This is a genomic window from Mesorhizobium loti (genome assembly GCA_014189435.1).
GTDB lineage: Bacteria > Pseudomonadota > Alphaproteobacteria > Rhizobiales > Rhizobiaceae > Mesorhizobium > Mesorhizobium loti_G.
On sequence record CP050293.1, the window covers coordinates 252048 to 275503 of the forward strand.

The window sequence follows — 23456 nt, forward strand, 5'->3', positions numbered from 1 at the left end:
AAATATGCGTAACGTTTGACGTCTAACGCAGACTTTCCATCTCGCGAATGCGTTTGGCGCCCTCTGCTTCCAGTTGCCTGGTGACGGCGCCGATCAGCGTTTCGGCGACGACGAACAAGGCAGCCGAAGAGTCCCATGCCGACGGCACCGCGGTGCGCCCGGCGATGACATGGCGAGCAAAGCGGGCGATCGGCGACAGCCACTGGTCGGTGAACAGCACGATCTGAACGCCGCGCTGATGCGCCTTCTCGGCGAAGCGGGCGAGGCTGTCCTGGTAGCGTCGGATGTCGAAGATCACCAGAACATCGCGTTTGCCCATGTCGATCAGCCGGTCGCGCCACATGCTTTCCTGTCCGGCGAGGTGAAAGACATCCGGCTGGATGACGGCGAGGTGGGCGGCCATGTAGCGCGCCAGCGGATCGGTGAAGCGGCCGCCGATCAGGAAGGTCTTGCCGCGCCGGTCGGCGAGCCGGGCGGCGATGTCGGCAAGCTGCTTGTCGGACAGGTGCCTGAACGTCTCGCGCATGTTGTCGAGCGTCGCTTCCAGCATCGGCGACACCGTGCCGCCGCCGGGCGAGGGCGGGTTGAGCGTCCTTGTCGCCGGCGATTGCAGTTGCGCCGCTAGTTCGTCCTGGAGGCTCGACTGGAATTCCGGATAGTTCTGGAAGCCCAGCCGGGCAACGAAACGCAGGATCGTCGGCGACGAAACGCCGGCCGCGGCCGAGAATTCGGCCACCGTCTTCAGGCCGATCATCGGATAGGAAGCGATCAGCGTCTGGGCCGCGCGCCGTTCGCTGGCCGGCATCGTGCCGATGCGGTCGGCGATCAGTTCGGCAATGTTGGAAATCATCTTTTCCCACCCCTGGCTCGGTCGATCGTCTTTTCCGAAATCGCATTTGACAAAGCCGGACAAACTGTATGAAATCATCCACAGGGACGCAATGAGGCAAAATACGTAACATACGATACAGCGCTCCCCGGGGACGGCAGACTATGGAGAAAGCACGGCCCGCCAGCCTTGCATCGTCTGATACCGTGAGGGTGACGAACCCCGGCGGATCGAGCCCTTTTGTGCTGACCTGCGATCACGCCTCGAACTTCCTGCCCGCCGAATTCGGTACGCTCGGCCTTGCCGCCGAGGATCTGTCCCGTCACATCGCCTGGGATCCAGGCGCGCTGCCGGTTGCCCGCCGCATGGCGCAGGCGCTCGACGCGACGCTGGTCGAAACCCGTATTTCGCGTCTCGTCGTAGACTGCAACCGGCCGCTCGACGCGCCCGACCTGGTACCGCCGGTCAGCGAGACGACGGCCATACCGGGCAATACCGGTCTGACGGAAAAGCAGCGCGCGGCCCGTGTCGCCCTGTCATGGCAGCCGTTTCATGCCGCCATCGAGCATGTTGTCAACGACAGGTTGGCGCGTGGACAGGCGACCCGCCTGGTTTCGGTGCATTCCTTCACGCCGGTCTACAAGGGCCGCAACCGGCCCTGGCATATAGGCATCATCCATGACGAGGATCGCCGGTTGGCGGCACCGCTGATATCAGCGCTGAAGCGGCTTGCCGGCGTCACCGTCGGCGTCAACGAGCCCTATTCGCCTGATGACCGCGTCTATTTCACGCTGGAACGGCATGCGCGCTCGCGCGGCTTGCCCTGCGCGATGATCGAAATCCGCAACGATGAAATCTCCGGCGAGACCGGGCAGCGGAAATGGGCGGATCTGCTCACAGGCATTTTTTCGGATCTGGAGCCAGAGGAGGCCGGACACACCAGATCGCATTCAGTCGGAAAGTCAGTTCAATCGGCCAGCTAAGAACCAAAAGGGGACACCAAAATGGCAGCACCGGGCTATACAGACGTTGACAAGAAGGAGGACCTGAAGGTTCTCCACGGAATGGGCTATGCCCAAGAACTGTCGAGAAGCATGAGCCGCTTCTCGAATTTCGCGATCTCGTTCTCGATCATCTGCATCCTGTCGGGCGGCATCAATTCCTTCGCACAGGCGACGTCGTCGATCGGTGGCGCGGGCGCCGGCATTGGCTGGATCGTCGGCTGCTGCGTATCGGGCTTCTTCGCCCTTGCCATGGCGCAGATCGCCTCGGCATTTCCAACCGCCGGCGGCCTCTACCACTGGTCTTCAATCCTCGGAAACCGCTTCACCGGCTGGCTGACCGCCTGGCTCAACCTGTTCGGCCTGATCACCGTGCTCGGCGCGATCAACATCGGCACCGCTTTCTTCTTTGTCGGAACATTCGGCAGCTGGTTTGGCATCACCGGCACTCCTGGTGAGATCGTCGGGTTCGTCGCTTTCATCACCGTGCTGCAGGCGCTGTTCAACCATTTCGGTATCAAGCTGACGGCTATGCTGACGGACGCTTCCGGCTTCCTGATCCTCGGAGCAACGGCGGTCCTGATCGTGGCTTGCCTGGTGTTTGCGCCGGCGATCGACATCACGCGGCTTTGGACCTTCACCAACTACTCGGGTGATGCTGGCGGCGGTGTTTTCCCGCAGACCGATTCCATGAGCTACCTGTTCCTGCTCTGCTTGCTCCTGCCCGTTTATACCATCACCGGCTATGACGCGTCGGCGCACACGTCGGAAGAAACGGTGAAGGCAGCGCACTCGGTTCCGCGGGCGATCGTTTCGTCCGTGCTTTGGTCCTCGCTCATCGGTTGGGTCATGCTGTGCGCGATTGTTCTGGCCATTCCGGATCTGGCGGCCGGCGCCAAGCAGGGCTGGAGCGTGTTCTTTTTGACCATGGACGCGATCCTGCCGGCTTGGCTGAAGGAACTGCTTTATCTGGCAATCCTGATCTCGCAATTCCTCTGCGGCCTGGCCACAGTGACGTCGGCCTCGCGCATGCTGTTTGCCTTCTCTCGCGACGGCGGCATGCCCGTTGGCTCGGCGGCTCTCGCGAGGGTCAATCCGACCTGGCGCACGCCGGTCAACGCGATCTGGACCGCTGCGATCCTTGAGATCATCTATGTCTTTCTTGCCCAGTTCATCTCTATCGGCGGCACCAACATCTACACCATCGTCGTCAATTCGACGCTGGTGTTCCTGTTCCTGTCGTTCACCATTCCGATCGTGCTCGGCATGCTGGCTTTCGGAACGGCGAAATGGCCGAATCCGGGACCGTGGAATCTCGGCGCCGGGCTGTTCAAGCTGTTTTGCGCTCTGTCGGTTGTCGGCATGGTGATCATCTTCTACATCGCCATCCAGCCGCCGAACGACAAGGTGCTTTACATCACCATAGGCTTCATCGTGCTGACCGCCGTGCTTTGGTTCGGTTTCGAGAACCGTCGCTTCCAGGGCCCGCCGATCGGCGACCAGATTGCCAAACGCCAGGCCGCAATCGCGGCCGCCGAGGTGGCCATAGGCGAGACCGGCCACTGACACTCCCTACCATGGCCATGGCCGGCATGTTGCCGGCCATGGTTTCGTTTACCCTCAATCGCCCAAGCGCTGGAGTGCCAAAGGAATGGCTGGAAATTTCTCGTTCGATCAGTTGAAGAAAGCGGTCTCCAGCGGCGAGATCGACACGGTGCTGGCCTGCATCGTCGACATGCAGGGCCGGCTGGCGGGAAAACGCTTCCTGGCACAGTATTTCGTCGATTCCGCGCATGACGAAACGCATGGCTGCAACTATCTGCTGGCCGCCGACATCGATATGGAGCCGGTGCCCGGCTACAAGGCGGCAAGCTGGTCGAAGGGCTATGGCGACTTCGTCATGAAGCCGGATCTCGCCACGCTGCGGCGCATTCCCTGGCTGGAAAAAACCGCACTCGTGATCTGCGACGTGCTCGACCACCACACCCATGACGACCTGCCGCATTCACCGCGCGCCATCCTGAAGAAGCAGGTCAAGCGGCTGACCGAGCGCGGCTATATCGGCTATTTCGCTTCCGAGCTCGAATTCTATCTGTTCAACGAGACCTATGATTCCGCCCGTAAGAAGCACTGGCAGGGTCTCGACACCGCATCGCCCTATATCGGCGACTACCAGATCGGCATCACCACCAAGGAAGAAGGCGTCATGCGCCGGCTTCGCAACGAGATGGAAGCGGCCGGCATTCCGATCGAGAATTCCAAGGGCGAGTGGGGTCCGGGCCAGGAAGAGATCAATGTGCGCTATGCCGAGGCGCTCGACATGGCCGACCGCCACGTCATCCTGAAGAACGGCGCCAAGGAAATCGCCGAGTCCGAGGGCAAGGCGATCTCGTTCATGTCCAAGTACAATTACGGGCTCGCCGGCAATTCCAGCCACATCCACAATTCGCTGTGGAGCGCCGACGGCAAGACGCCGCTGTTCTTCGACAAAAAGGCGGACTGGACGCTGTCGACGCTCGGCCAGCAATGGGCCGCCGGCCAGCTCAAATACGCCAAGGAGTTCACCTGGTTCCTGGCGCCTTACATCAACTCCTACAAGCGCTTCCAGGCCGGCACCTTCGCGCCGACCAAGATCATGTGGAGCGAGGACAACCGTACCGCGGGCTTCCGCCTGTGCGGCGAGGGCACCAAGGGCATTCGCATGGAATGCCGCATCGGCGGCGCCGACCTCAACCCGTATCTTGCTTTCGCAGCGCTGATCGCCGCCGGTCTTGCCGGCATCGACGAGAAGCTGGAATTGCAGAAGCCGTTTGTCGGCGATGCCTATCAGGCATCGCGCCTGCCGGAGATCCCGAAGACGCTGCGCGATGCCACCGAGACGCTGGCGAAGTCGAAGATGCTCAAGCACGCGCTCGGCGAGGATGTGCTCGAACACTATGTCCACACTGCCAAGTGGGAGCAGTTCGAATACGACCGCCGCATCACGGATTGGGAACTGCACAGAGGGTTCGAACGGTACTAGGTATCCACCCGTTCGTCGGCGCCACTCCCTCACCCTTACCCTCTCCCCGTCAAGAATGGGGAGAGGGTAAGGGCAGGCGGATGAGGGGCAGTGCCAGGCCATGCGATTTTTGTTGTAGAATACGAGGACTTACAAAATGACCGAGACGGTCAAACTCATTACCCCAGTCGATGGCTCGATCTACGCCGAGCGGCCCGTGGCAACAGATCAGGCGATCAACGCCGCGGTTGAGCGCGCCAAGGCGGCGCAAGCAAAATGGGCTGAGACGCCGATCGTCGAGCGCGGCAAGTACATGCTTGCGATGCTGGAAGCGCTGGTTGCGATGACCGACGAGATCGTGCCGGAGATCGCCTGGCAGATGGGGCGTCCCGTGCGCTATGGCGGCGAGTTCGGCGGGGTCAAGGAACGCACCAACTACATGGTCGAGATCGCCGAGCAGGCGCTCAGGTCGGTGCCGGCCTCCAACCCGAAGGACGGCTTCCGCCGCTATGTGAAGAAGGATCCGCTTGGCGTCGTCATGGTGATCGCGCCGTGGAATTATCCTTACCTCACCGCCGTCAACACCATCGTGCCGGCGATGATGGCCGGCAACACCGTCATCCTCAAGCACGCGGCGCAGACGCTGTTGGTCGGCGAGCGCTTCCAGCAGGCTTTCGACAAGATCGGCCTGCCCAAGGGCGTGTTCCAGAATGTCGTGCTGAACCACGCCCAGACCGAAAAGCTGCTCGGCTCGGGCAAGATCGACCATGTCAATTTCACCGGCTCGGTCGGCGGCGGCCGCGCCATCGAAAAGGCGGCGGCGGGCACCTTCATGACGCTCGGCCTCGAGCTTGGCGGCAAGGATCCGGCCTATGTGCTGCCGGACGCCAAGATGGATCACGCCGTCGCCAATCTGGTCGACGGCGCCTTCTACAATTCCGGCCAGTGCTGCTGCGGCATCGAACGCGTCTATGTGCACGAGAAGGTCTATGACGAATTCGTCGAAGGCTTCATCGCCGAGACCAAGAACTATGTCGTCGGCAACCCGCTCGACCAGGCGACGACGATGGGGCCGATGGCGCAGGCGCGCTTCGCCGACCTGATCCGTGAACAGAAGGCCGAGGCACTGCGCAAGGGCGCGGTGGCGCACATCAACATGAAGGTGGCGAACGACGAGGCCGGCTCGCCCTATCTGGCGCCTGAAGTGCTGACCAATGTCGACCATCAGATGAGCGTCATGCGCGAGGAAAGCTTTGGCCCGATCGTCGGCATCATGAAGGTGCGCAACGACGAAGAGGCGATCGCGCTGATGAACGACAGCCCCTACGGACTGACCGCTTCGATCTGGACGCGCGATACCGAGCAAGCGGTGGCGATCGGCAACCGCGTCGAGACCGGCACGGTGTTCATGAACCGCTGCGATTACCTCGATCCGGCACTGGTCTGGACCGGCGTCAAGGACACCGGCAAGGGCGCGGGCTTGTCGGCCATCGGCTACGACAATCTGACCAGGCCGAAATCATTCCATCTGCGCGAAGCCATCTGATTTATTGAAAGACAAAAATGTCCAAGCTGATCTCCAAATGGAACTACCCCACCACCGTCCGCTTCGGCGCCGGGCGCATCAAGGAATTGCCTGAGGTGTTGGCGGCCACCGGTATCAAGCGGCCGCTGTTCGTCACCGATCCGGGCCTGGCGAAACTGCCGGTCGTCGCCTCGACACTGAAGATCCTCGACGACGCCAAGGTCCCCTACGGCGTGTTCTCCGAGGTCAGGCCGAACCCGGTCGAATCCAATCTCACCGCCGGCATCGCCGTGTTCAAGAAGGGCAAGCATGACGGCGTCATCGCCTTCGGCGGCGGCTCGGCGCTCGATCTCGGCAAGCTGATCGCCTTCCAGGCCGGGCAGACGCGGCCGGTGTGGGACTTCGAGGATGTCGACGACTGGTGGACGCGCGCCAATTCGGATGCGATCGCGCCGATCATTGCCGTGCCGACCACCGCCGGCACTGGATCGGAAGTCGGCCGCGCCGGCGTCATCACCAATGAGGCGACGCACACCAAGAAGGTCATCTTCCATCCCAAATTGTTGCCGGCCATCGTCATTGCGGATCCGGAACTGTCGGTCGGCATGCCCGGTTTCATCACCGCCGGCACCGGTATGGATGCGCTCGCCCACTGTCTCGAAGCCTATTGCGCGCCGGGCTATCATCCGATGGCCGACGGCATCGCCGTCGAAGGCGTGAGGCTGGTCTTCGAAAACCTGCCGAAGGCCTATGCCAACGGCAAGGATCTCGTCGCGCGCGCCCACATGATGAGCGCCGCCGCCATGGGCGCCACCGCCTTCCAGAAGGGGCTCGGCGCCATCCACTCGCTGTCGCATCCGGTCGGCGCGCTCTACGACACCCATCACGGCATGACCAATGCGGTGTTCATGCCCTATGTGCTGGCCTTCAACCGGGACTCCATCGAGGAGCGTATTGGCCGGCTCGCCGCCTATTGCGGCATCAAGGGCGGCTTCGACGGCTTCGCCAAGGCGATCATCAAGCTGCGCAAGGAATTGAAGGTGCCGCATGCGCTGCCGGGCCTGATCAAGGGGCTCGACATGGACAAGAAACGCAAGGCGCTGATCGCCGACATGGCGGTGGTCGATCCGACCGCCGGCGGCAACCCGGTCAAGCTGACCAAGAAGGCGGCGCTGACCTTGCTCGAAAACGCCATTGCCGGCACGATCTGAGGCGTTTTCCGCACAGGGAATTGATCTGAAAAGGGGCTACAAAAACAAGGGGGAGGATGACGGGCAAGGCACAAACTAGTTAGCCGGAAAAAGAATCGCGAGGCGATTGCTACAACCGGTTAAAAAGAGTTTACTTTTTCGCACTGCGAGCAGCCGGTTTCATAAAGCTTTCATCTGGCTGTCACATGAAAACGATACCGCATCGCAGGCGTCCAACGGCGTCAGTTCAACGGAGAGAACACATGTTCAAATTCACGGGGAAAGTGCTTTCCCTTTCGGCCGCGACCCTGATGGTGTCGTCGGTGATTTCGTCCGCGGCGTCGCTGGACGATCTCGTCAAGGCTGCCAAGGCCGAAGGCCAGCTCACCACCATCGCGCTGCCGCATGACTGGTGCGGCTATGGCGATGTCATCGCAGGCTTCAAGGCGAAATATCCGGAAATCACCGTCAACGAACTCAACCCCGATGCCGGTTCCGGCGACGAGGTCGAGGCGATCAAGGCCAACAAGGACAACAAGGGCCCGCAGGCGCCTGACGTCATCGACGTCGGACTGTCCTTCGGCCCGACCGCCAAGAAGGATGGTCTGATCCAGCCTTACAAGGTGTCGACCTGGGACACGATCCCCGACAGCGCCAAGGATGCGGAAGGCTACTGGACCGGCGACTATTACGGCGTGCTGTCCTTCCAGGTGAACAAGGACATTGTCAAGGAAGCTCCGGCCGATTGGGCCGATCTTCTGAAGCCGGAATTCGCCAACACGGTCGCACTCGCCGGTGACCCGCGCGCTTCGAACCAGGCCATCCAGGGCGTTTATGCCGCCGGCCTGTCGACGGGCGCCGCCGCCGGTGAAGCTGCCGGTACCGCTGGCCTCGACTTCTTCAAGAAGCTCAACGCCGCCGGCAATTTCGTGCCGGTCATCGGCAAGGCCGCGACACTCGCCCAGGGCCAGACCCCGATCCTGATCACCTGGGACTACAACGCGCTCGCCGGTCGCGACACGCTGAAGGGCAATCCGCCCGTTGACGTCGTCGTGCCGAAGACCGGTGTTGTCGCCGGTGTCTACGTGCAGGCGATCAGCGCCTACGCGCCACATCCGAATGCAGCCAAGCTCTGGCTGGAATACCTCTACTCCGACGAAGGCCAGATCGGCTGGCTGAAAGGCTATTGCCACCCGATCCGCTTCAACGATCTCGCCAAGAACGGCAAGATCCCGGCGGACGTGCTGGCCAAGCTGCCGCCGGCCGAAGCCTATGCGTCCGCCGTGTTCCCGACACTCGACGAGCAGGGCAAGTCCAAGGAAGCCATCACCAAGAACTGGGATGCCGTCGTCGGCGCCAACGTCAAGTAACTCACACCATGCCGGGCGGCCTCGCGGCCGCCCGGTCCTTCTCTCGAAGACGGTAGCCGGCGCATGACCGATATCTCAATGTCCGAACACGCTGTTACCGGGAAGACCGCGCCTCCCGCGGAGGCACGTAGCATGCGGCTGCCGACACAATGGCTTGGTGTCGCGCCTTTCTTCATCTTCGCCATCATGTTCCTGATCCTGCCCACGCTCTATCTGATGCTGGGTGCATTCCAGAACGATGCCGGTGAATTCACCTTCGAAAATATCGCAGCACTGGCGCAGCCGTCGATCGTTGCCGCCTATTGGATTTCGATCAAGGTCAGCCTCGCCTCATCGCTGATCGGCGCCTTCGCGGGTCTCGCCATCGCCATCGCCATTGTGCGCGGCGGCCTGCCGGAGTGGATACGCTCGGCGACGCTGACCTTTTCCGGTGTCGCCTCCAATTTCGCCGGCGTGCCGCTGGCCTTCGCCTTTATCGCCACGCTCGGCCGGCTGGGCCTTGCGACGGTGATCCTGAACACCCTGTTTGGCCTCAATATCTACGCGCACGGCTTCAACATCCTGTCGTTCTGGGGGCTGACGCTGACCTATGTCTATTTCCAGATTCCGCTGATGGTGGTGATCATCGTGCCGGCAATCGATGGTCTGAAGAAGGAATGGGGCGAGGCCGCCGCAACACTTGGGGCGACCATGGCGCAATACTGGCGCATGGTGGTCATCCCGGTGATCTGGCCGAGCTTTCTCGGCACCGTCATCCTCCTGTTCGCCAACGCCTTCGGCGCCATCGCCACTGCCTATGCGTTGACTGGCTCGTCGCTCAACATCGTGCCGATCCTGCTCTATGCGCAGATCCGAGGCGACGTGCTGCACAATGCCCATCTCGGCTATGCCATAGCCTTCGGCATGATCTTCATCACCGGCCTGGCCAATGTCTTCTACATCTGGTTCCGGACCCGTTCCGAGAGGTGGCTGAAATGAAGTCGGGCAAGTTCTGGGCCTGGGTCGTTTTCGCGCTTGGCGCTGCCTATTTCTTCATTCCGCTGATCGCGACCGTGGAGTTTTCCATGCGCATGCGGCGTGGCGAGTACTCCTTCGACGCCTACAAGGTCGTGCTCGGCGATGCCCGCTTCCAGGCGACGTTCGGCTATTCGGTGCTTGCCGCCGTCTTCACCATCATTCTCGGCGTGCTGATCGTGGTGCCGGCTGCCTACTGGATCCGGCTTCGGCTGCCGCAGTTGCGGCCGATCGTCGAGTTCATTACGCTGCTGCCGCTGGTCATCCCGGCCATCGTCATCGTCTTCGGCTACATCAGAATGTACGGGTCGAATTCGCCGCTGCCGTTCCTGGCGACCGATACAGGCACCAATGCCTTGCTGGTCATCGGCTATGCGACACTGGCGCTGCCCTATATGTATCGCGCCGTCGACACCGGGCTTCGCACCATCGACGTGCGTACCTTGACGGAAGCGGCACAGATCCTTGGGGCGGGTTGGGGGACGATCATCACCCGTGTCATCCTGCCCAATGTGCTGATCGCTGTGCTCTCGGGCGCCTTCCTCACCTTCGCCATCGTCATTGGCGAGTTCACCATGGCCAGCCTGCTTAACCGGCCTGCTTTCGGCCCGTACCTGCAGAATATAGGCGCCAACCGTGCCTATGAGCCGGCCGCACTTGCCATCATCGCCTTCGCCATCACCTGGGGCTGCATGTCGCTGATCCAGATCCTGTCCCGCTTCGCGCCGAGATCGGCGAACCGCCCGAACTGAAAGTCAAAGCCATGGCCGATCCGTTCCTTTCCATCCAGCACGTTCGAAAATCCTTCGGCGCCACCACGGTCGTGGAGGATTTCAATCTCGACGTCGAGCGCGGCGAATTCGTCTCCTTCCTCGGCCCGTCCGGTTGCGGCAAGACCACCGTGCTGCGCATGGTGGCGGGCTTCGAGGAGCCGAGCGCGGGCACGATCGTCGTCGGCGGCAAGGACATTACGAGGCTGAAGCCCAACCAGCGCAATGTCGGCATGGTGTTCCAGGCCTATGCGCTGTTTCCGAACCTGACCGTGGCGCAGAACATCGGCTTCGGCCTCAAGGTCGCCGGCATGCCCAGGGCGGACATCGATGCTCGTGTCGCCGAGATGCTTGGCATCATCAAGCTGCCGCAGATGGCGGATCGCTATCCCTACCAGCTCTCGGGCGGCCAACAGCAGCGCATCGCGCTGGCCCGGGCCATCGCGCCGAAGCCGAAGCTGCTGCTGCTCGATGAGCCGCTGTCGGCGCTCGACGCCAAGGTGCGCGTCTCGCTGCGCGAGGAAATCCGCTCGATCCAGAAGAAGCTCGGCATCACCACCATCTTTGTCACGCACGACCAGGAAGAGGCGCTGTCGATCTCGGATCGCATCGCCGTCATGTATGGCGGCAAGGCCGAGCAGGTCGGCACGCCGTTCGAGATCTACAACCGCCCGGCGACTAAGTTCGTCGCCAATTTCGTCGGCACGCTGAACGTGCTGGAAGGCACCGTCACCGATGCCGCGGCCGGCACGGTGCGGGTCAATTCCGAACAGGTCTCGCTCAAGGGCAAGCTCAACGGTTCCAAGTCGGGCGACACGCTGTCGCTGGCGTTGCGGCCGGAAGCCATCTCGCTTGGCCGCCAGCCCGGCCGCGACTCCAGCCTTTCCGGAGAAATCTCCGAAGTGCATTTCCTCGGCTCGGTGATCCGGGTTCGCGTCGGCATCGGCGGCAACACGGTCTCGCTCGACACCTTCAACAGCCCGGCGACCCCGCCGCCAGCTGTCGGCGAGAAGGCCGAGATATCGTTCTCGTCGAGCGACATGCTGGTGCTGCACTGACGGCGCGACGAGTCCGCGAGGCAAAGGGCGTCAAGCCGGCGCGATAGACGGCTGCGAGACGGCCTGGAAGACAGGCCGCGCCCCCATATGCGCCTCCACGGGATGAACACATCTTCTGTGACTGGCCTGACTGATCGGCCCGTGGCTTGATTGCCACGCGGTTCCCCCAATCCGTCGCTGCTTCGCAGCGCCACCTTTCCCCTCCGGAGGGAAAGGAAGGGAGCTTTGCTGGACGAGCGTTGACGGCAAAAAGCCTGGCGCGCCTTTCCTCTACCCCGTCGATCGGGGGAGAGGTGGATCGGCGAAGCCGAGACGGAGTGGGGGTCGACCAGCGCCGCATAAGACAATGGCATGCGCCAAGCTGACATGCACGCTATCGCCAAACACCAGCCACTTGGAAATGTGTGCATGCCGTAGATATGCGCCTAGAGCGCCGGGAGATCGGTCAGCGAAGCCAGGCCGGGGTGTACCTCATCGAGGAAGCGCAACATGACGGCAACTGCGACATCGGCATGGCCGATGCGGCCGCCGAACCAATAGGCGCCGGGCCTTGCAGCGCGCTCGGTTTCCAGCACTGCAAGCGCGGCCTCGACCTGCGTAGGGGGAGCGGCGCCCGCCCACAGCTCCAATGCCTCTTCGTGTAGCCGCTTCTCGCGGCGAAGGGGATCATATCGGCCCTGTCCGCCAGGAGGCGGTTTGGGGCCAGTTGCCAGAGGGCTTGAGTTTGACAGCCAATCGACCGCATCCTGTGGGCATATTCGTGCCGGCAACCCGTCTCACCGAAGCAACAGCCCATGGCTCTTTTTGAACTCACCCTTGTCCTGCTTTTGACCGCCGTCGCGCTGACGGCGCTGTCGCGACGGCTGGAGATCCCCTATCCGTCGCTGCTGGCTTTGGCCGGGGTCGGGATTGCCTTCGTGCCTGGTGCGCCAATGATCGAGATCGATCCGGAACTGGCGCTTGCCCTGTTCATCGCTCCGGTGCTTCTCGACGCTGCCTATGACACCTCATTGCGCGACCTGAAGCGCTACCGTCTGTCGCTGGCACTGCTGGCGCTTGGCGCCGTTGTCTTCACCACTGTGGTGGTTGCGTTCGTTGGCTGGAAGATGGCCGGTCTGCCGATCGCGGCGGCGATCGCGCTCGGCGCCATCGTAGCACCTCCGGATGCGGTGGCGGCATCTGCCGTGCTCGGACAATTCAAGGTGCCGCACCGTATCACCGCCATCCTGCAGGGCGAGAGCCTGCTCAACGATGCCACGGCACTGCTGATCTATCGGCTGGCGGTTTCGGCAGCGCTCGGCTCGATCATGCTGAGCAACGCCATTCCGACGATCTTGCTGTCCACCATAGGCAGCCTGGTTGCGGGTTATCTGTTTGGCCGCTTCTCGCTCATGACGCTCACCCGGATCGAGGATGCGGCGAGCAGCACGGTGGTGCAATTCGCCGGAACTTTCGGAGTCTGGATCCTGGCCGACAGGCTCGGCCTTTCGGCCATCATCACCATCGTCGTCTACGCCATGACTATCGCGCGCAGGGCGCCGCGCCGCATGTCGGCGAGACGCCGCGTCAGCACCTATTCGGTCTGGGAGACGGCCGTCTTCGTGCTCAACGTGCTGGCTTTCGTCCTGATGGGCCTGCAAGCACGGTCGATCGTCGGCCGGCTCTCCGGCGATGGGCAAGGCGAAGCCTTTCTCTTCGCCGCAACGGTGCTGGCCGTCGTCATCGTGGCGCGCCTCGTCTGGGTGGCGAGCTATGTTGCGATCATACGATGGTTTGCCCGCTTCGGCGGCGAAGAAACAAGGCGAGATGTGCCGACGTTCGGCGGCGCGGTGCTCGTCGGTTGGTGCGGCATGCGGGGGCTGGTGACGCTGGTGGTGGCCATTGCCCTGCCGGCCAATTTTCCCGGCCGCGATCCGATCGTGCTTGCCGCCTTCGCCGTGGTTCTCGGCACGCTGGTGCTGCAAGGCATGACGCTGAAGCCGCTGCTGCGGATACTCAACTTCGACCCGGACAGGACGGTTGATAATGAGGTGGCGCAGGCGCGCGTTGCCATCATGCAGGCCGCCCTGGATGTGTTGAGCCGCAAGACGTCGGCCGCGGCCGCCGTCGTGCGCGAGCAGTACGAGGCTCAGCGCGTGATTGCGGAAAACCCGGAGGACGCACAGGCGGCAACCGAGTACGACCGGCTGCGCCTTTATGCCATCAACCGCCAGCGCGATACGCTGGAGGAATTGCGCCGCAACGGCACGATCGGCGACGAGGCCTACCATCGGCTGGAAGAGGAAATCGACTGGGCGGAACTGGCGGCATCGCCGGCTGGAAGTTTCCAGCCATTGACGACGACCTGACCGCTGGCCCAGCCCCGTCATTCGCTCGGCACATTGCAACCAATCCGCCGATCCGCTACTGCCATCACCGAAAGTGAGCCGGATAAGCAATGAAGCTGGTCAGCTACAACATCCAGTACGGGTTCGGCAGCGACGGCCGCTACGATCCTTCGCGCGCCGCGCGCATCGTTGCCGGCGCCGATATCATCGCCTTGCAGGAAGTCGAGCGGCACTGGCAGCGCAGCAATTTCGACGACCAGCCGGAGCTGCTTTCCAGCCTCCTGCCGGACTATCACTGGGTCTATGGCCCGGCCTTCGACATGGACGCCAGCGAGCGGCGTGATGGTCGTTTGGTCAACCGGCGCCGCCAGTTCGGCACCATGGTGCTGTCCAAGCTGCCGATCGTCTGGTCGCGGCTGCATGCGCTGCCGATGCGCCGCACGCTGCGTCCCCTCAACACCCGCAATGCGGCTCTCGAATGCATGATCCGCACGCCGGCCGGCCCGGTGCGGGTGTTGTCGCTGCATCTCGCCCATATCGCGGTCGAGGAGCGCTTGGAGCAGATCGACTATCTCATGGCCGAGCATCGCCGGGCACCATCCGATGGCGGACCGTGGAGCGGTGTCGACGACGAGCCCACGCGCAACTGGACCAGCGGCGAAGCGGAGCCGGAAAATCCGCTGGCGGCGATCTGGATGGGTGACTTCAACATGGAGCCGGGCAGCGCCGAATATCGCCGCATCGTCGGCAGCACGCCCTACCATCGTGGCGCCGCCTATCTTGACGGCTTCATCGATGCCGCCACCGTCGCCAGCGAGCCGGCTCAGGATTTCCACACCCATGTGAAGACCATCGACGGCAAGGTGGCAAAGCGCCGGCTCGATCATTGCTTCGTCGGCGGCATGTTTGCCGGGCGCGTGCGCTCGGTCCGCGCCGACATTGGCGAGGTTGCGTCGGATCATTTCCCGCTGCGGGTCGACATCGATCTCGAAACGCCCGGCATCGCCCCATGAGCCGCGCATGACACTTTTCGTCTTCTTCGCAGTGCTTGCCGCCGCCGCCATGCACGCGATCTGGAACGCGCTGGTCAAGGTTCATCTCGACCGCTTCCTGTCGATCACGCTGATGACGCTCGGCATGGGCACTGCTGCACTCGTGGTGCTGCCCTTCGTCGAAGTGCCGAAGGCGGAAGTGTGGCCCTACATCATCGCCTCCGTCATTTTTCACATGGGCTACCGGACCTTCCTGATCGGCGCCTACAAGGCCGGCGATTTCGCCCAGACCTATCCGCTGGCGCGTGGGACGGCGCCGCTGCTGGCCGCCTTTGGCGGCATGTTCGTCGTTGCCGAGATTCCCGGCCCGTTCGCCATTCTCGGCATCTTTCTGTTGTCGGCCGGCACGCTGGTGATGTCGTTTCGCGGCGGGGCGCATCTTGAGAAGCTAAACCTGCGCGCGGTCGGCTTTGCGCTCGGCACCTCGATCTTCATCGCCAGCTATACGCTGTCCGACGGCAGCGGTGCGCGGCTGGCCGCGACGGCGCAGAGCTATGCAGCCTGGCTGTTCATCTGCGATGCTTTTGGCGCCTTGGTGCTGTGCCTCATCTTCCGTGGACCGAAGGCCCTGCCGGTGCTGGCGCGCGACTGGAAGACGGGGCTGTTCACCGGTGTGCTCAGCGGTGCGGCCTACTGGATCGTGATGTGGGCGATGACCAAGGCGCCGATCGCCTCGGTGGCGTCGCTGCGCGAAACCTCGATCCTGTTTGCCATGATGATCTCGGTCTTCGCGCTCGGCGAAAAAATGACGGGCTGGCGCGGTGCCGCCGCGCTCAGCATCGTTGCGGGTGTCGTCGCGCTCAGGCTTGGTTGATCTCCAGATCGAAGACCATCAATCCGTCCGTGCCACCTTCGAGAGCCGCGACCAGCCGCGCGCCGGCGCGCTGATGCGCCTCATGCACCAGATAGGCGTCGCGGGCGGCGGCATCGCGGAAATCGATGGTGAAGCCATGGCTGAAGCCGCGTGCGAACGGCTCCGGGCTGACATTGGCGCTGAACTGGACCGTGTCCATGCCGTCGATCACCTGCCGCAGCGCCTCGAGATCGGCATGGATCGCCTTGTGTTCACCGACACCGACATCATTGCGGAATTTGACGAAAACACAGTGCCTGATCATTTCTTGCTCCTAAATGGCTAAGCCGCCCGGTTTCCGGAAAACACCGCCGGCGGCAGCGGCTCGCGGCCGAGGACCAGGTCGGCGCCCTTTTCACCGACCATGATGGTCGGCGCATTGGTGTTGGAGGAGGGCACGCGCGGCATCACCGAGGCGTCGCAGACGCGCAGGCCCTCGATGCCGCGCAGCCGCAGATCCGGCGTCACGACGGCCATATCGTCATGGCCCATGCGGCAGGTGCCGACCGGGTGGTGGTCGGTCTTGGAACTGCGGCAGGCGTAGTCGAACAGCTCGTCGTCGCTGGCGAGAGACGGGCCGGGCAGGACTTCGCGCAGGACGTAAGGGGCAAGCGCCTTCTGCCGCATGATCTCGCGCGCCAGCCTCAGCCCCTTGATCGACATGGCGCGGTCATAGGGATCGGACCAGTAGTTCGGATCGATCAGCGGGTGGTCGGCGGGATCGGCGCTCTTCAGCCGCACCGTGCCGCGCGAGCGCGGGCGCAGGAATGCCGAGTTCAAGGTGACGCCGGGGTTTTTCAGCTTCTCGACGCCGGCCTCGATACCGGAGCCCAGGCCGAGATGGAACTGAATGTCGGGCGAAGCCGCAGTCGGGTCGGCGTACCAGAAGCCGCCGGTCTCGAACAGGCTGGAGGCCACCGGCCCCTTCTTCAGCAGCAAATATTGCAGCCCGGCCCAGGCCGTGCGGTGCAGTTTGGCGTAGTTGTCATAGGTGTGGTCACCGGTGCATTCGGCAATGACGAACAGATCGAGATGGTCCTGCATGTTGGAGCCGACGCCGGGCAGATCGTGCACCGGTGTGATGCCGACCGCCTTAAGATGGTCGGCCGGGCCGATGCCCGACTGCATCAAGAGCTTCGGCGAGCCGATGGCGCCGGACGAGACGATCACCTCGCGCTCGGCGCGCAGTATTTTTGTCTCGCCGCCTGGTTTCTCGACCACCTCGACGCCGATGGCGCGGCCCTTCTCGACGACGACGCGGGTCACCAGCACGTCGGTCCTGACCGTCAGGTTCTTGCGGGCCCGGATCGGCTTCAAATAGGCGACCGAAGCTGAGGAGCGCCGGGCATTCTTCTGGGTCAGCTGGTAATAGCCGACGCCTTCCTGGCTGGCGCCGTTGAAATCCGGGTTGAAGGGGATGCCCATCTCCTGGCCGGCACGGAAATAAGCCTCGCAGATCGGCAGCGGCGAAATCGGGTTGGACACACCGAGCGGGCCTTGGTCGCCATGAAAGTCGTTGGCGTAGCGCTGGTTGTTTTCGGCGCGTTTGAAGTAAGGCAGCACGTCGCGATAGCCCCAGCCGGCGAGGCCCTCTTCCTTCTCCCAGGCATCATAGTCACGAGCATTGCCGCGCGTGTAGATCTGGGCGTTGATGGAGGAGCCGCCGCCGACCACCTTGGCCTGCGTGTACCAGAAGACGCGGTCCTTCATGTGCTTCTGCGGCACGGTCGACCAGCCCCATGAGGCGATGCCCTTGGTCATCTTCGCAAAGCCGGCCGGCATGTGGATGTAGGGATGCCAGTCCTTGCCGCCGGCTTCCAGCAGCAGGACCGAATTTGCCGGATCCTCGCTGAGCCGGTTGGCCAGAACGCAGCCGGCCGGACCGGCGCCCACGATGATGTAGTCGGTCATGACACTGTCCACTTACAGCCGCGACACGGAGAGCGCGCCGTCGACATTGATGATCGAGCCGGTCGAAAAGCCGAGCTTGCCGCCGGCGAGCATCGCCACCACGGCACCAATGTCGGATGCTTCGCCCCAGCGCTTTGCCGGCACCAAGCCGCCATCGATGAGGGCATCGTATTTGGCGGTGACGCCTGATGTCATGTCGGTGCGGATGATGCCGGGCCGCACCTCGAACACGCCGATGTTTTCCGGCGCAAGCCGCAACGCCAGGTTCTTCACCCACATCGAAAGCCCGGCTTTCGAGATGCAGTATTCGGAGCGCTCCGGCGAGGCCATCTCGGCGCTGACCGAGGTGACGGTTATGATCGATTTGGGGTGATCGCCTGGTGTGGCCAGCATCGCCTTGGCGACAGCCTGGCTGAGGAAGACGGTGCCGCGCAGGTTGATGCCCAACGTGCGGTCGAAATTTTCGGGCTGGAGGTCCAGCAAATCACCGCGCACCACGGCGCCGACGCCGGCATTGTTGACCAGGCAGTCGATGCGGCCGAAGGCGCGTGTCGCGGCGTCGACAAGTGTGGTGTGGCAGGCGAGGTCGGCAATGTCGCAGCGGATATAGGCGAATTTCGCGCCGCGCGCGGTGATGTCAGTGGCAAGTCCGTCAGCGGCTGTTTCGGCAAGATCAGCAACAAGAATATCGAAACCGGCATCCGCCAGTGCCTGAGCGCAGGCGAGGCCGATGCCGCGCGCGCCGCCAGTGACGATGGCCACCGGGCGTGTCATCGAAAGCTGACCTCGCGGACGTTGACGCTGCCCCTCATCGCCCTGCCGGGCACTTCTCCCCGTATAGTGACGGGGAGAAGGGAAGCCTTTGCCGCCCGCTTCGCCAATCGCCAAGGAAGCGCCGAGGTTGCGGCCAGCTCTCTTCTCCCCGTTTACGGGGAGAAGGTGCCGGCAGGCGGATGAGGGGCGGCGCTGACCGATCATGCGGCAAGCTCCGTCTTGCGGATGTGGTCGGCGACCCGCAGCGCCTGTGCGGCGATAGACAATGCCGGATTAACCGCCGCCGAATTCGGCAAAAAGCTCGCATCAACAACGAACAGGTTGCGGTGATCAAAGGCGCGGCAGAACGGATCGAGCGGCGATGTCGCCGGATCGTCGTCCATCTTGACCGTGCCGCACTGATGCGACGGCGTGCGCTTGTCGAAGGGGCGCGAGAGAACGATGGGATAACCGCAGGCGCGGAAGTTCTCGCGCATCACCTTGGTCAGCCCGTCGAGCGACTGCATGTTGGAGCGCCGCCACTGCATGACGATGTCCTTGCCGTCGACCATGATGCGGCTTTCCGGATCGGGCAGGTCTTCGCACATCAGGTACCAGTCGACGGCGTGGCCGGCCATGAAATCGAGCGCGAATTTCGGCGTATATTTGACATTGGCCTTGAGCATGTTGCCGTCGATCTTGCCGAGCAACTGGACGTTGCCGAGCGGCTTGCCGCCCTTGCCGTCGGACAGGTAATAATCGTTCAGCATCAGCGTCTTCTGATAGACGGAATCGTTGCGGCGGCGTGGGTCGATCGCCAGCATGGCGCTCGAATTGTGGTTCATGAAATTGCGGCCGACCTGGTCTGAGCGATTGGCAAGACCCTTGCCACCTCCCTTGCCGCTGTTGGGTGAGGGCGAGCGCAGCAAGATGACGGCGGAATTGACCGCGCCGGCCGAGAGGATGACCAGCCTCGGCGACACTTTCTTCAGTTCACCGTTCTGGCGATAGTGAATGGCTGATATGGTTTTGCCATCGGGCGATGCTTCGAGATATTCGACGTAAGCGCCGGTTTCGAGCTTGATGTTCTGGTCGGTGAGGGCAGCCGTCAGCGGCCCGGTTTGCGCGTCGATCTTGCCCTGCCCGGTGTTGGGGAAAGCATCCCAGCCGGTCTTGCCCTCTTTCAGCCAGGTGTCGATGTCGACGCCGAGCGGCAGCGAGGCCGGATGCAGGCCCAGCCCCTCCAGCTCCGCGCGAGCACGAGCGATCGGTGCCTCGTCCGGCACCGGCTTGTAGGCATAGGGTACCGAATGGAACGGCTCGGTCGGGTCCTCGCCCAGCGTGCCGCGCACGCGAAACAGCTGTTCGGCTTTCGAATACCAAGGCTCGAACTCGTCATAGGAAAACGGCCAGGCCGGCGAGACGCCGCCGAAATGCTCCATGGCGGCGAAATCTTCCTTGCGGTAGCGGATCAGCACCGCGCCGTAGAATTTCGAGTTGCCGCCGACATAGTAGTAATTGCCGGGGTTGAAGGCGGCACCGCCGGCCTCGCGCCACATCTCCTTTGGCCGGTAATGGCCGTCGACGAAGATCGAGCGCGTGTCGCGTGCGTGGGGCGTCGCCGGCAACGGTTCGCCGCGTTCCAGCATCAGGATCGAGGCGCCGCTGCCGGCAAGGCCGGAGGCGATCGTGGCGCCGCCAATGCCGGAGCCGATGATGACGATGTCCGGATTTGTCATGGCCGTCAGCGAATGCGGGTCTCGGTCGCCGGATCGAAGAACACCGCCTTGGTCAGGTTGAAGGCGAGCGGCGTGCTGGTGCCCGGCTGGATGTTGGCATCGGCGCGCAGCCGCGCCACCACGCCCTTGCCGCCGAGATTGGTGACGGCGAAGGTGTCCGAGCCTGCCGGTTCGACGACCTCGATATGACAGTCGGCGGTGGCGATGTTCGAGGCATTGCGCTCGGCGCCTTCCGGATCGGTCAGCGCTTCCGGGCGGACGCCGAAGATGATCGGCTTGCCCTGGAATGCCGACAGGCCCGCCGGCGCATTGGCCATCGGCAGGTTGATTGGCTCGCGCGCCTCCCGCTGCAGCACGACGGACAGCGCGTTGCCGTTGGTGCCGATCGTCGCCGGGATCAGGTTCATCGCCGGCGAGCCCATGAAATCAGCGACGAAGAGATTGGTCGGGTTGTTGTAGATCTCGGCCGGAGTGCCGAACTGCTGCACCTCGCCGTCGCGCATGACAGCGATCTTGGTCGCCAGCGTCATCGCCTCGATCTGGTCGTGGGTGACGTAGACGATGGTTGTGCCGGTGGTGGCGTGCAGGCGCTTGATCTCGATGCGCATGTCGACGCGCAGCTTGGCGTCGAGATTGGAGAGCGGCTCGTCGAACAGGAACAATTTGGGGTCGCGCACCAGCGCCCGGCCCATGGCGACGCGCTGGCGCTGGCCGCCGGAAAGTTGGCTCGGCTTGCGCTGCAGCAGGTGGCCGATCTGCAGCACCTTGGCCACCTTGTCGATCGCCTTCTGGCGCTCCGCCGCCGGCACGCCGCGCATCTCCATGCCGAAGGAGATGTTTCCGGCCACCGTCATGTTCGGGTAGAGCGCATAGCTCTGGAACACCATGGCGATGTCGCGCTTGGAGGGATGCAGATCGTTGATGGCGCGGCCGTCGACGCGGATTTCGCCCGAGGTGATCGTCTCCAGGCCGGCAATGGTGTTGAGCAAGGTCGACTTGCCGCAGCCGGACGGGCCGACCAGCACCAGGAAGCCGCCTTTCTCAAGCTCGACATCGATCCCCTTCAGGATCTCGACCTGGCCGAAGCGCTTTCTCAGACCATCAATTTCCAGAAAAGCCATCAGATTATCCTTTGACGGCGCCAGCCATGAGACCGCGCACGAAGTAGCGGCCGGCGAGCACATAGACGAGAAGGGTGGGCAGTGCCGCGATCATCGCGGCCGCCATGTTAACGTTGTATTCGACGACGCCGGTCGAGGTGTTGACGACGTTGTTGAGCGCCACCGTCATCGGCATCGCGTCGCCGGTGCCGGCGTAAGCCGAGGCGAACAGGAAGTCGTTCCAGATGTTGGTGAACTGGTAGATCACGGTGACGACGAAGATCGGCATCGAATTCGGCAGCATGATGCGGCGGAATATCTGGAAGAAGGAGGCGCCGTCGACTTGCGCTGCCTTGACCAGTTCGGTTGGGAACGCCTCGTAGTAATTGCGGAAGAACAGCGTGGTGAAGCCGATGCCGTAGACGACGTGGACGAACACGAGGTTGACCGTCGGGTTGCCGAGGCCGAAGCTCGTTCCGACCGAGTTCTGCAGCGTGACGCCGAAGCGGCCGAGGCTGCCGAGGATGGTTGCCATCGGCAGCAGCACCGACTGGAACGGAATGAAGCAGGCAAACAGCATCAGCCCGAACACCAGCGTCGCCCCGCGAAAACGCCATTTGGTCAGGATATAGCCGTTCAGCGCCCCGAGCATCGTCGAGATCAGCACGGCCGGAACAACCATCTTGATGGAGTTCCAGAAATAGCCCTTGATGCCGGCGCAGGTGAGGCCGACGCAGGTTTCGCCCCAGGCTTTCACCCATGGGTCGAAGGTCGGCGCCCTGGGCAGGGCCAGCATGTTGCCATTCTGGATCTCGTCCATGGTCTTGAACGAGGTCACCAGCATGACGAACAGCGGCATCAAATAGAACAGCGCAAACAGCGCCAGCAGCCCGTAGATGACGATGCGGTTGAGGATCTTGACGTTGACGCCGCCAGAGGCCTGGCGGGCGGGAGTGGTGACAGCGCTCATCGCGGCTTCTCCCGCAGTTCCGAATAGAGATAAGGCACGATGATGGCGACGATGGTCATCAGCATGATCACCGCACTTGCCGAGCCGACGGCCATTTCGTTGCGCTTGAACGTGTACTCATACATGAAGTTGGACGGCAGCCAGGCCGAGCCGCCCGGCCCGCCGCTGGTCAGCGCTACGACCAGATCGTAGGACTTGATGGCGAGGTGGGCGAGCACGATGAAGGCCGACAGGAAGATCGGCCGCAGCAGCGGAATGACGATGCGGCGGTAGAGCTGGAAGGTGGTGGCGCCGTCTATCTGCGCCGCCTTCATGATCTCGCCGTCGATGCCGCGCAGGCCGGCCAGGAACATCGCCATGATGAAGCCGGAGGCCTGCCAGACGCCGGCGATGACCACCGTGTAGATGACGAAATCCTTGTTCTTGATCCAGTCGAAATGGAAGCTCGTCCAGCCCCATTGATGCAAGGTCTGTTCAAGGCCGAGGCCGGGATCGAGGAACCATTTCCAGGCGACGCCGGTGACGATGAAGGATAGCGCCATCGGGTAGAGATAGATCGGCCGCAACACGCCTTCGCCGCGGATCTTCTGGTCGAGCAGGATGGCCAGGAACAGGCCGAGCGCCAGGCAGATGGCGATGTAGAGAAAGCCGAAAATGCCCATATTGACGATCGACGTGTACCAGCTCGACGGCGGATCGGAATCGAAAGTCCAACCCCATAGTCGTTGATACGCGCGCGGCCCGGTGATGACATAGGACGGGAAGGTCTTGGAATTGGTGAAGGACAGATAGACCGTCCACAGGATGAAGCCGTAGACGAAGACGATGGTGATGGCGAAGCTTGGCGCCAGCACGATCTTCGGCAGGGCGTCCTGCAGGCGCGAGCGCACCGAGGCGCGGTGTCGCTCCGGCGTCAGCTTGATCTGTGTGGTCGCTACACTGCTCATGAGGCTCCTCCCGTTTCGGGTCGTCCGTGCTCTGCCGTCAGGCGGC

The 23456-nt window shown here is 62.9% G+C and carries 21 protein-coding genes; 12 read left to right on the forward strand and 9 right to left on the reverse strand.

What is annotated here, in order from left to right:
- Positions 1-22: 22 nt before the first annotated feature.
- A complete protein-coding gene (locus HB777_01275; GenBank protein QND62672.1) occupies positions 23-850 on the reverse strand; it encodes a MurR/RpiR family transcriptional regulator in 828 nt (275 codons plus the stop codon).
- Between the two features lie 143 nt (positions 851-993).
- On the opposite strand from HB777_01275, the gene HB777_01280 reads away from it, so the two are divergent.
- The 9 genes from HB777_01280 to HB777_01320 all read left to right on the forward strand — a co-directional run bounded on the left by HB777_01280 (position 994) and on the right by HB777_01320 (position 11758).
- Positions 994-1812: an N-formylglutamate amidohydrolase gene (locus HB777_01280; protein ID QND62673.1), complete on the forward strand. Its 819-nt coding sequence runs from the start codon at positions 994-996 to the stop codon at positions 1810-1812.
- Between the two features lie 21 nt (positions 1813-1833).
- The gene (locus tag HB777_01285) at positions 1834-3396 is read left to right on the forward strand and encodes an amino acid permease (GenBank protein QND62674.1); all 1563 of its coding nucleotides are present in this window, start codon (positions 1834-1836) and stop codon (positions 3394-3396) included.
- An 85-nt stretch (positions 3397-3481) separates the two neighbouring features.
- A complete protein-coding gene (locus HB777_01290; GenBank protein QND62675.1) occupies positions 3482-4852 on the forward strand; it encodes a glutamine synthetase in 1371 nt (456 codons plus the stop codon).
- A 136-nt stretch (positions 4853-4988) separates the two neighbouring features.
- Positions 4989-6377: an aldehyde dehydrogenase family protein gene (locus HB777_01295; protein QND62676.1), complete on the forward strand. Its 1389-nt coding sequence runs from the start codon at positions 4989-4991 to the stop codon at positions 6375-6377.
- A 17-nt stretch (positions 6378-6394) separates the two neighbouring features.
- Positions 6395-7567 (forward strand): iron-containing alcohol dehydrogenase, encoded by a 1173-nt coding sequence (locus HB777_01300; GenBank protein QND62677.1) that lies wholly within the window; start codon positions 6395-6397, stop codon positions 7565-7567.
- 242 nt (positions 7568-7809) lie between these two features.
- A complete protein-coding gene (locus HB777_01305) occupies positions 7810-8916 on the forward strand; it encodes an ABC transporter substrate-binding protein (GenBank protein QND62678.1) in 1107 nt (368 codons plus the stop codon).
- Positions 8917-8979: 63 nt separating this feature from the next.
- Complete coding sequence (locus tag HB777_01310; protein QND62679.1) at positions 8980-9894, forward strand: ABC transporter permease subunit; 915 nt, start codon at positions 8980-8982, stop codon at positions 9892-9894.
- Entirely contained in the window at positions 9891-10682 is a 792-nt protein-coding gene (locus HB777_01315; GenBank protein QND62680.1) for an ABC transporter permease, read from the forward strand. The genes HB777_01310 and HB777_01315 overlap by 4 nt, the downstream gene beginning before the upstream one ends.
- An 11-nt stretch (positions 10683-10693) precedes the next feature.
- On the forward strand, positions 10694-11758 hold the full coding sequence (locus HB777_01320) for an ABC transporter ATP-binding protein (protein QND62681.1): 1065 nt from the start codon (positions 10694-10696) through the stop codon (positions 11756-11758).
- Between the two features lie 425 nt (positions 11759-12183).
- Here HB777_01320 and HB777_01325 read toward each other — a convergent pair whose 3' ends face one another.
- Entirely contained in the window at positions 12184-12528 is a 345-nt protein-coding gene (locus HB777_01325) for a hypothetical protein (protein ID QND62682.1), read from the reverse strand.
- A gap of 24 nt (positions 12529-12552) precedes the next feature.
- Between HB777_01325 and HB777_01330 the strand changes: the two genes are divergently transcribed.
- From HB777_01330 to HB777_01340, 3 genes are all read left to right on the forward strand, one after another.
- Positions 12553-14106, forward strand: coding sequence for a sodium:proton antiporter (locus tag HB777_01330; protein QND62683.1), 1554 nt, complete (start codon positions 12553-12555; stop codon positions 14104-14106).
- 89 nt (positions 14107-14195) lie between these two features.
- On the forward strand, positions 14196-15098 hold the full coding sequence (locus HB777_01335; GenBank protein QND62684.1) for an endonuclease/exonuclease/phosphatase family protein: 903 nt from the start codon (positions 14196-14198) through the stop codon (positions 15096-15098).
- A 7-nt stretch (positions 15099-15105) separates the two neighbouring features.
- On the forward strand, positions 15106-15951 hold the full coding sequence (locus HB777_01340; protein QND62685.1) for an EamA family transporter: 846 nt from the start codon (positions 15106-15108) through the stop codon (positions 15949-15951).
- Here HB777_01340 and HB777_01345 read toward each other — a convergent pair.
- From HB777_01345 to HB777_01375, 7 genes are all read right to left on the reverse strand, one after another.
- Positions 15938-16255: a Dabb family protein gene (locus HB777_01345; protein ID QND62686.1), complete on the reverse strand. Its 318-nt coding sequence runs from the start codon at positions 16253-16255 to the stop codon at positions 15938-15940. The genes HB777_01340 and HB777_01345 overlap by 14 nt on opposite strands.
- Positions 16256-16272: 17 nt before the next feature.
- Positions 16273-17901, reverse strand: a complete 1629-nt coding sequence (locus HB777_01350; GenBank protein ID QND62687.1) for a choline dehydrogenase — start codon at positions 17899-17901, stop codon at positions 16273-16275.
- Positions 17902-17913: 12 nt separating this feature from the next.
- Positions 17914-18675: a 3-ketoacyl-ACP reductase gene (locus HB777_01355; GenBank protein QND62688.1), complete on the reverse strand. Its 762-nt coding sequence runs from the start codon at positions 18673-18675 to the stop codon at positions 17914-17916.
- A 200-nt stretch (positions 18676-18875) separates the two neighbouring features.
- On the reverse strand, positions 18876-20393 hold the full coding sequence (locus tag HB777_01360) for a GMC family oxidoreductase (GenBank protein QND62689.1): 1518 nt from the start codon (positions 20391-20393) through the stop codon (positions 18876-18878).
- Between the two features lie 5 nt (positions 20394-20398).
- Positions 20399-21514 (reverse strand): ABC transporter ATP-binding protein, encoded by a 1116-nt coding sequence (locus HB777_01365; protein QND62690.1) that lies wholly within the window; start codon positions 21512-21514, stop codon positions 20399-20401.
- 4 nt (positions 21515-21518) lie between these two features.
- Positions 21519-22463, reverse strand: coding sequence for a carbohydrate ABC transporter permease (locus HB777_01370; protein QND62691.1), 945 nt, complete (start codon positions 22461-22463; stop codon positions 21519-21521).
- Entirely contained in the window at positions 22460-23410 is a 951-nt protein-coding gene (locus HB777_01375) for a sugar ABC transporter permease (protein QND62692.1), read from the reverse strand. Before HB777_01375 ends, HB777_01370 begins: the two co-directional genes overlap by 4 nt.
- Positions 23411-23456 lie beyond the last annotated feature (46 nt).

What these genes read in the sequence shown, in the direction of transcription:
- HB777_01310 (QND62679.1), top strand. Translation starts at nt 8,980, where the DNA reads ATGACCGATATCTCAATGTCCGAACACGCTGTTACCGGGAAGACCGCG.
- HB777_01330 (QND62683.1), top strand. Translation starts at nt 12,553, where the DNA reads ATGGCTCTTTTTGAACTCACCCTTGTCCTGCTTTTGACCGCCGTCGCG.
- HB777_01295 (QND62676.1), top strand. Translation starts at nt 4,989, where the DNA reads ATGACCGAGACGGTCAAACTCATTACCCCAGTCGATGGCTCGATCTAC.
- HB777_01370 (QND62691.1), bottom strand. Translation starts at nt 22,463, where the DNA reads ATGAGCGCTGTCACCACTCCCGCCCGCCAGGCCTCTGGCGGCGTCAAC.
- HB777_01285 (QND62674.1), top strand. Translation starts at nt 1,834, where the DNA reads ATGGCAGCACCGGGCTATACAGACGTTGACAAGAAGGAGGACCTGAAG.
- HB777_01335 (QND62684.1), top strand. Translation starts at nt 14,196, where the DNA reads ATGAAGCTGGTCAGCTACAACATCCAGTACGGGTTCGGCAGCGACGGC.
- HB777_01320 (QND62681.1), top strand. Translation starts at nt 10,694, where the DNA reads ATGGCCGATCCGTTCCTTTCCATCCAGCACGTTCGAAAATCCTTCGGC.
- HB777_01375 (QND62692.1), bottom strand. Translation starts at nt 23,410, where the DNA reads ATGAGCAGTGTAGCGACCACACAGATCAAGCTGACGCCGGAGCGACAC.
- HB777_01360 (QND62689.1), bottom strand. Translation starts at nt 20,393, where the DNA reads ATGACAAATCCGGACATCGTCATCATCGGCTCCGGCATTGGCGGCGCC.
- HB777_01345 (QND62686.1), bottom strand. Translation starts at nt 16,255, where the DNA reads ATGATCAGGCACTGTGTTTTCGTCAAATTCCGCAATGATGTCGGTGTC.
- HB777_01365 (QND62690.1), bottom strand. Translation starts at nt 21,514, where the DNA reads ATGGCTTTTCTGGAAATTGATGGTCTGAGAAAGCGCTTCGGCCAGGTC.
- HB777_01340 (QND62685.1), top strand. Translation starts at nt 15,106, where the DNA reads ATGACACTTTTCGTCTTCTTCGCAGTGCTTGCCGCCGCCGCCATGCAC.
- HB777_01300 (QND62677.1), top strand. Translation starts at nt 6,395, where the DNA reads ATGTCCAAGCTGATCTCCAAATGGAACTACCCCACCACCGTCCGCTTC.
- HB777_01355 (QND62688.1), bottom strand. Translation starts at nt 18,675, where the DNA reads ATGACACGCCCGGTGGCCATCGTCACTGGCGGCGCGCGCGGCATCGGC.
- HB777_01280 (QND62673.1), top strand. Translation starts at nt 994, where the DNA reads ATGGAGAAAGCACGGCCCGCCAGCCTTGCATCGTCTGATACCGTGAGG.
- HB777_01315 (QND62680.1), top strand. Translation starts at nt 9,891, where the DNA reads ATGAAGTCGGGCAAGTTCTGGGCCTGGGTCGTTTTCGCGCTTGGCGCT.
- HB777_01350 (QND62687.1), bottom strand. Translation starts at nt 17,901, where the DNA reads ATGACCGACTACATCATCGTGGGCGCCGGTCCGGCCGGCTGCGTTCTG.
- HB777_01290 (QND62675.1), top strand. Translation starts at nt 3,482, where the DNA reads ATGGCTGGAAATTTCTCGTTCGATCAGTTGAAGAAAGCGGTCTCCAGC.
- HB777_01305 (QND62678.1), top strand. Translation starts at nt 7,810, where the DNA reads ATGTTCAAATTCACGGGGAAAGTGCTTTCCCTTTCGGCCGCGACCCTG.
- HB777_01275 (QND62672.1), bottom strand. Translation starts at nt 850, where the DNA reads ATGATTTCCAACATTGCCGAACTGATCGCCGACCGCATCGGCACGATG.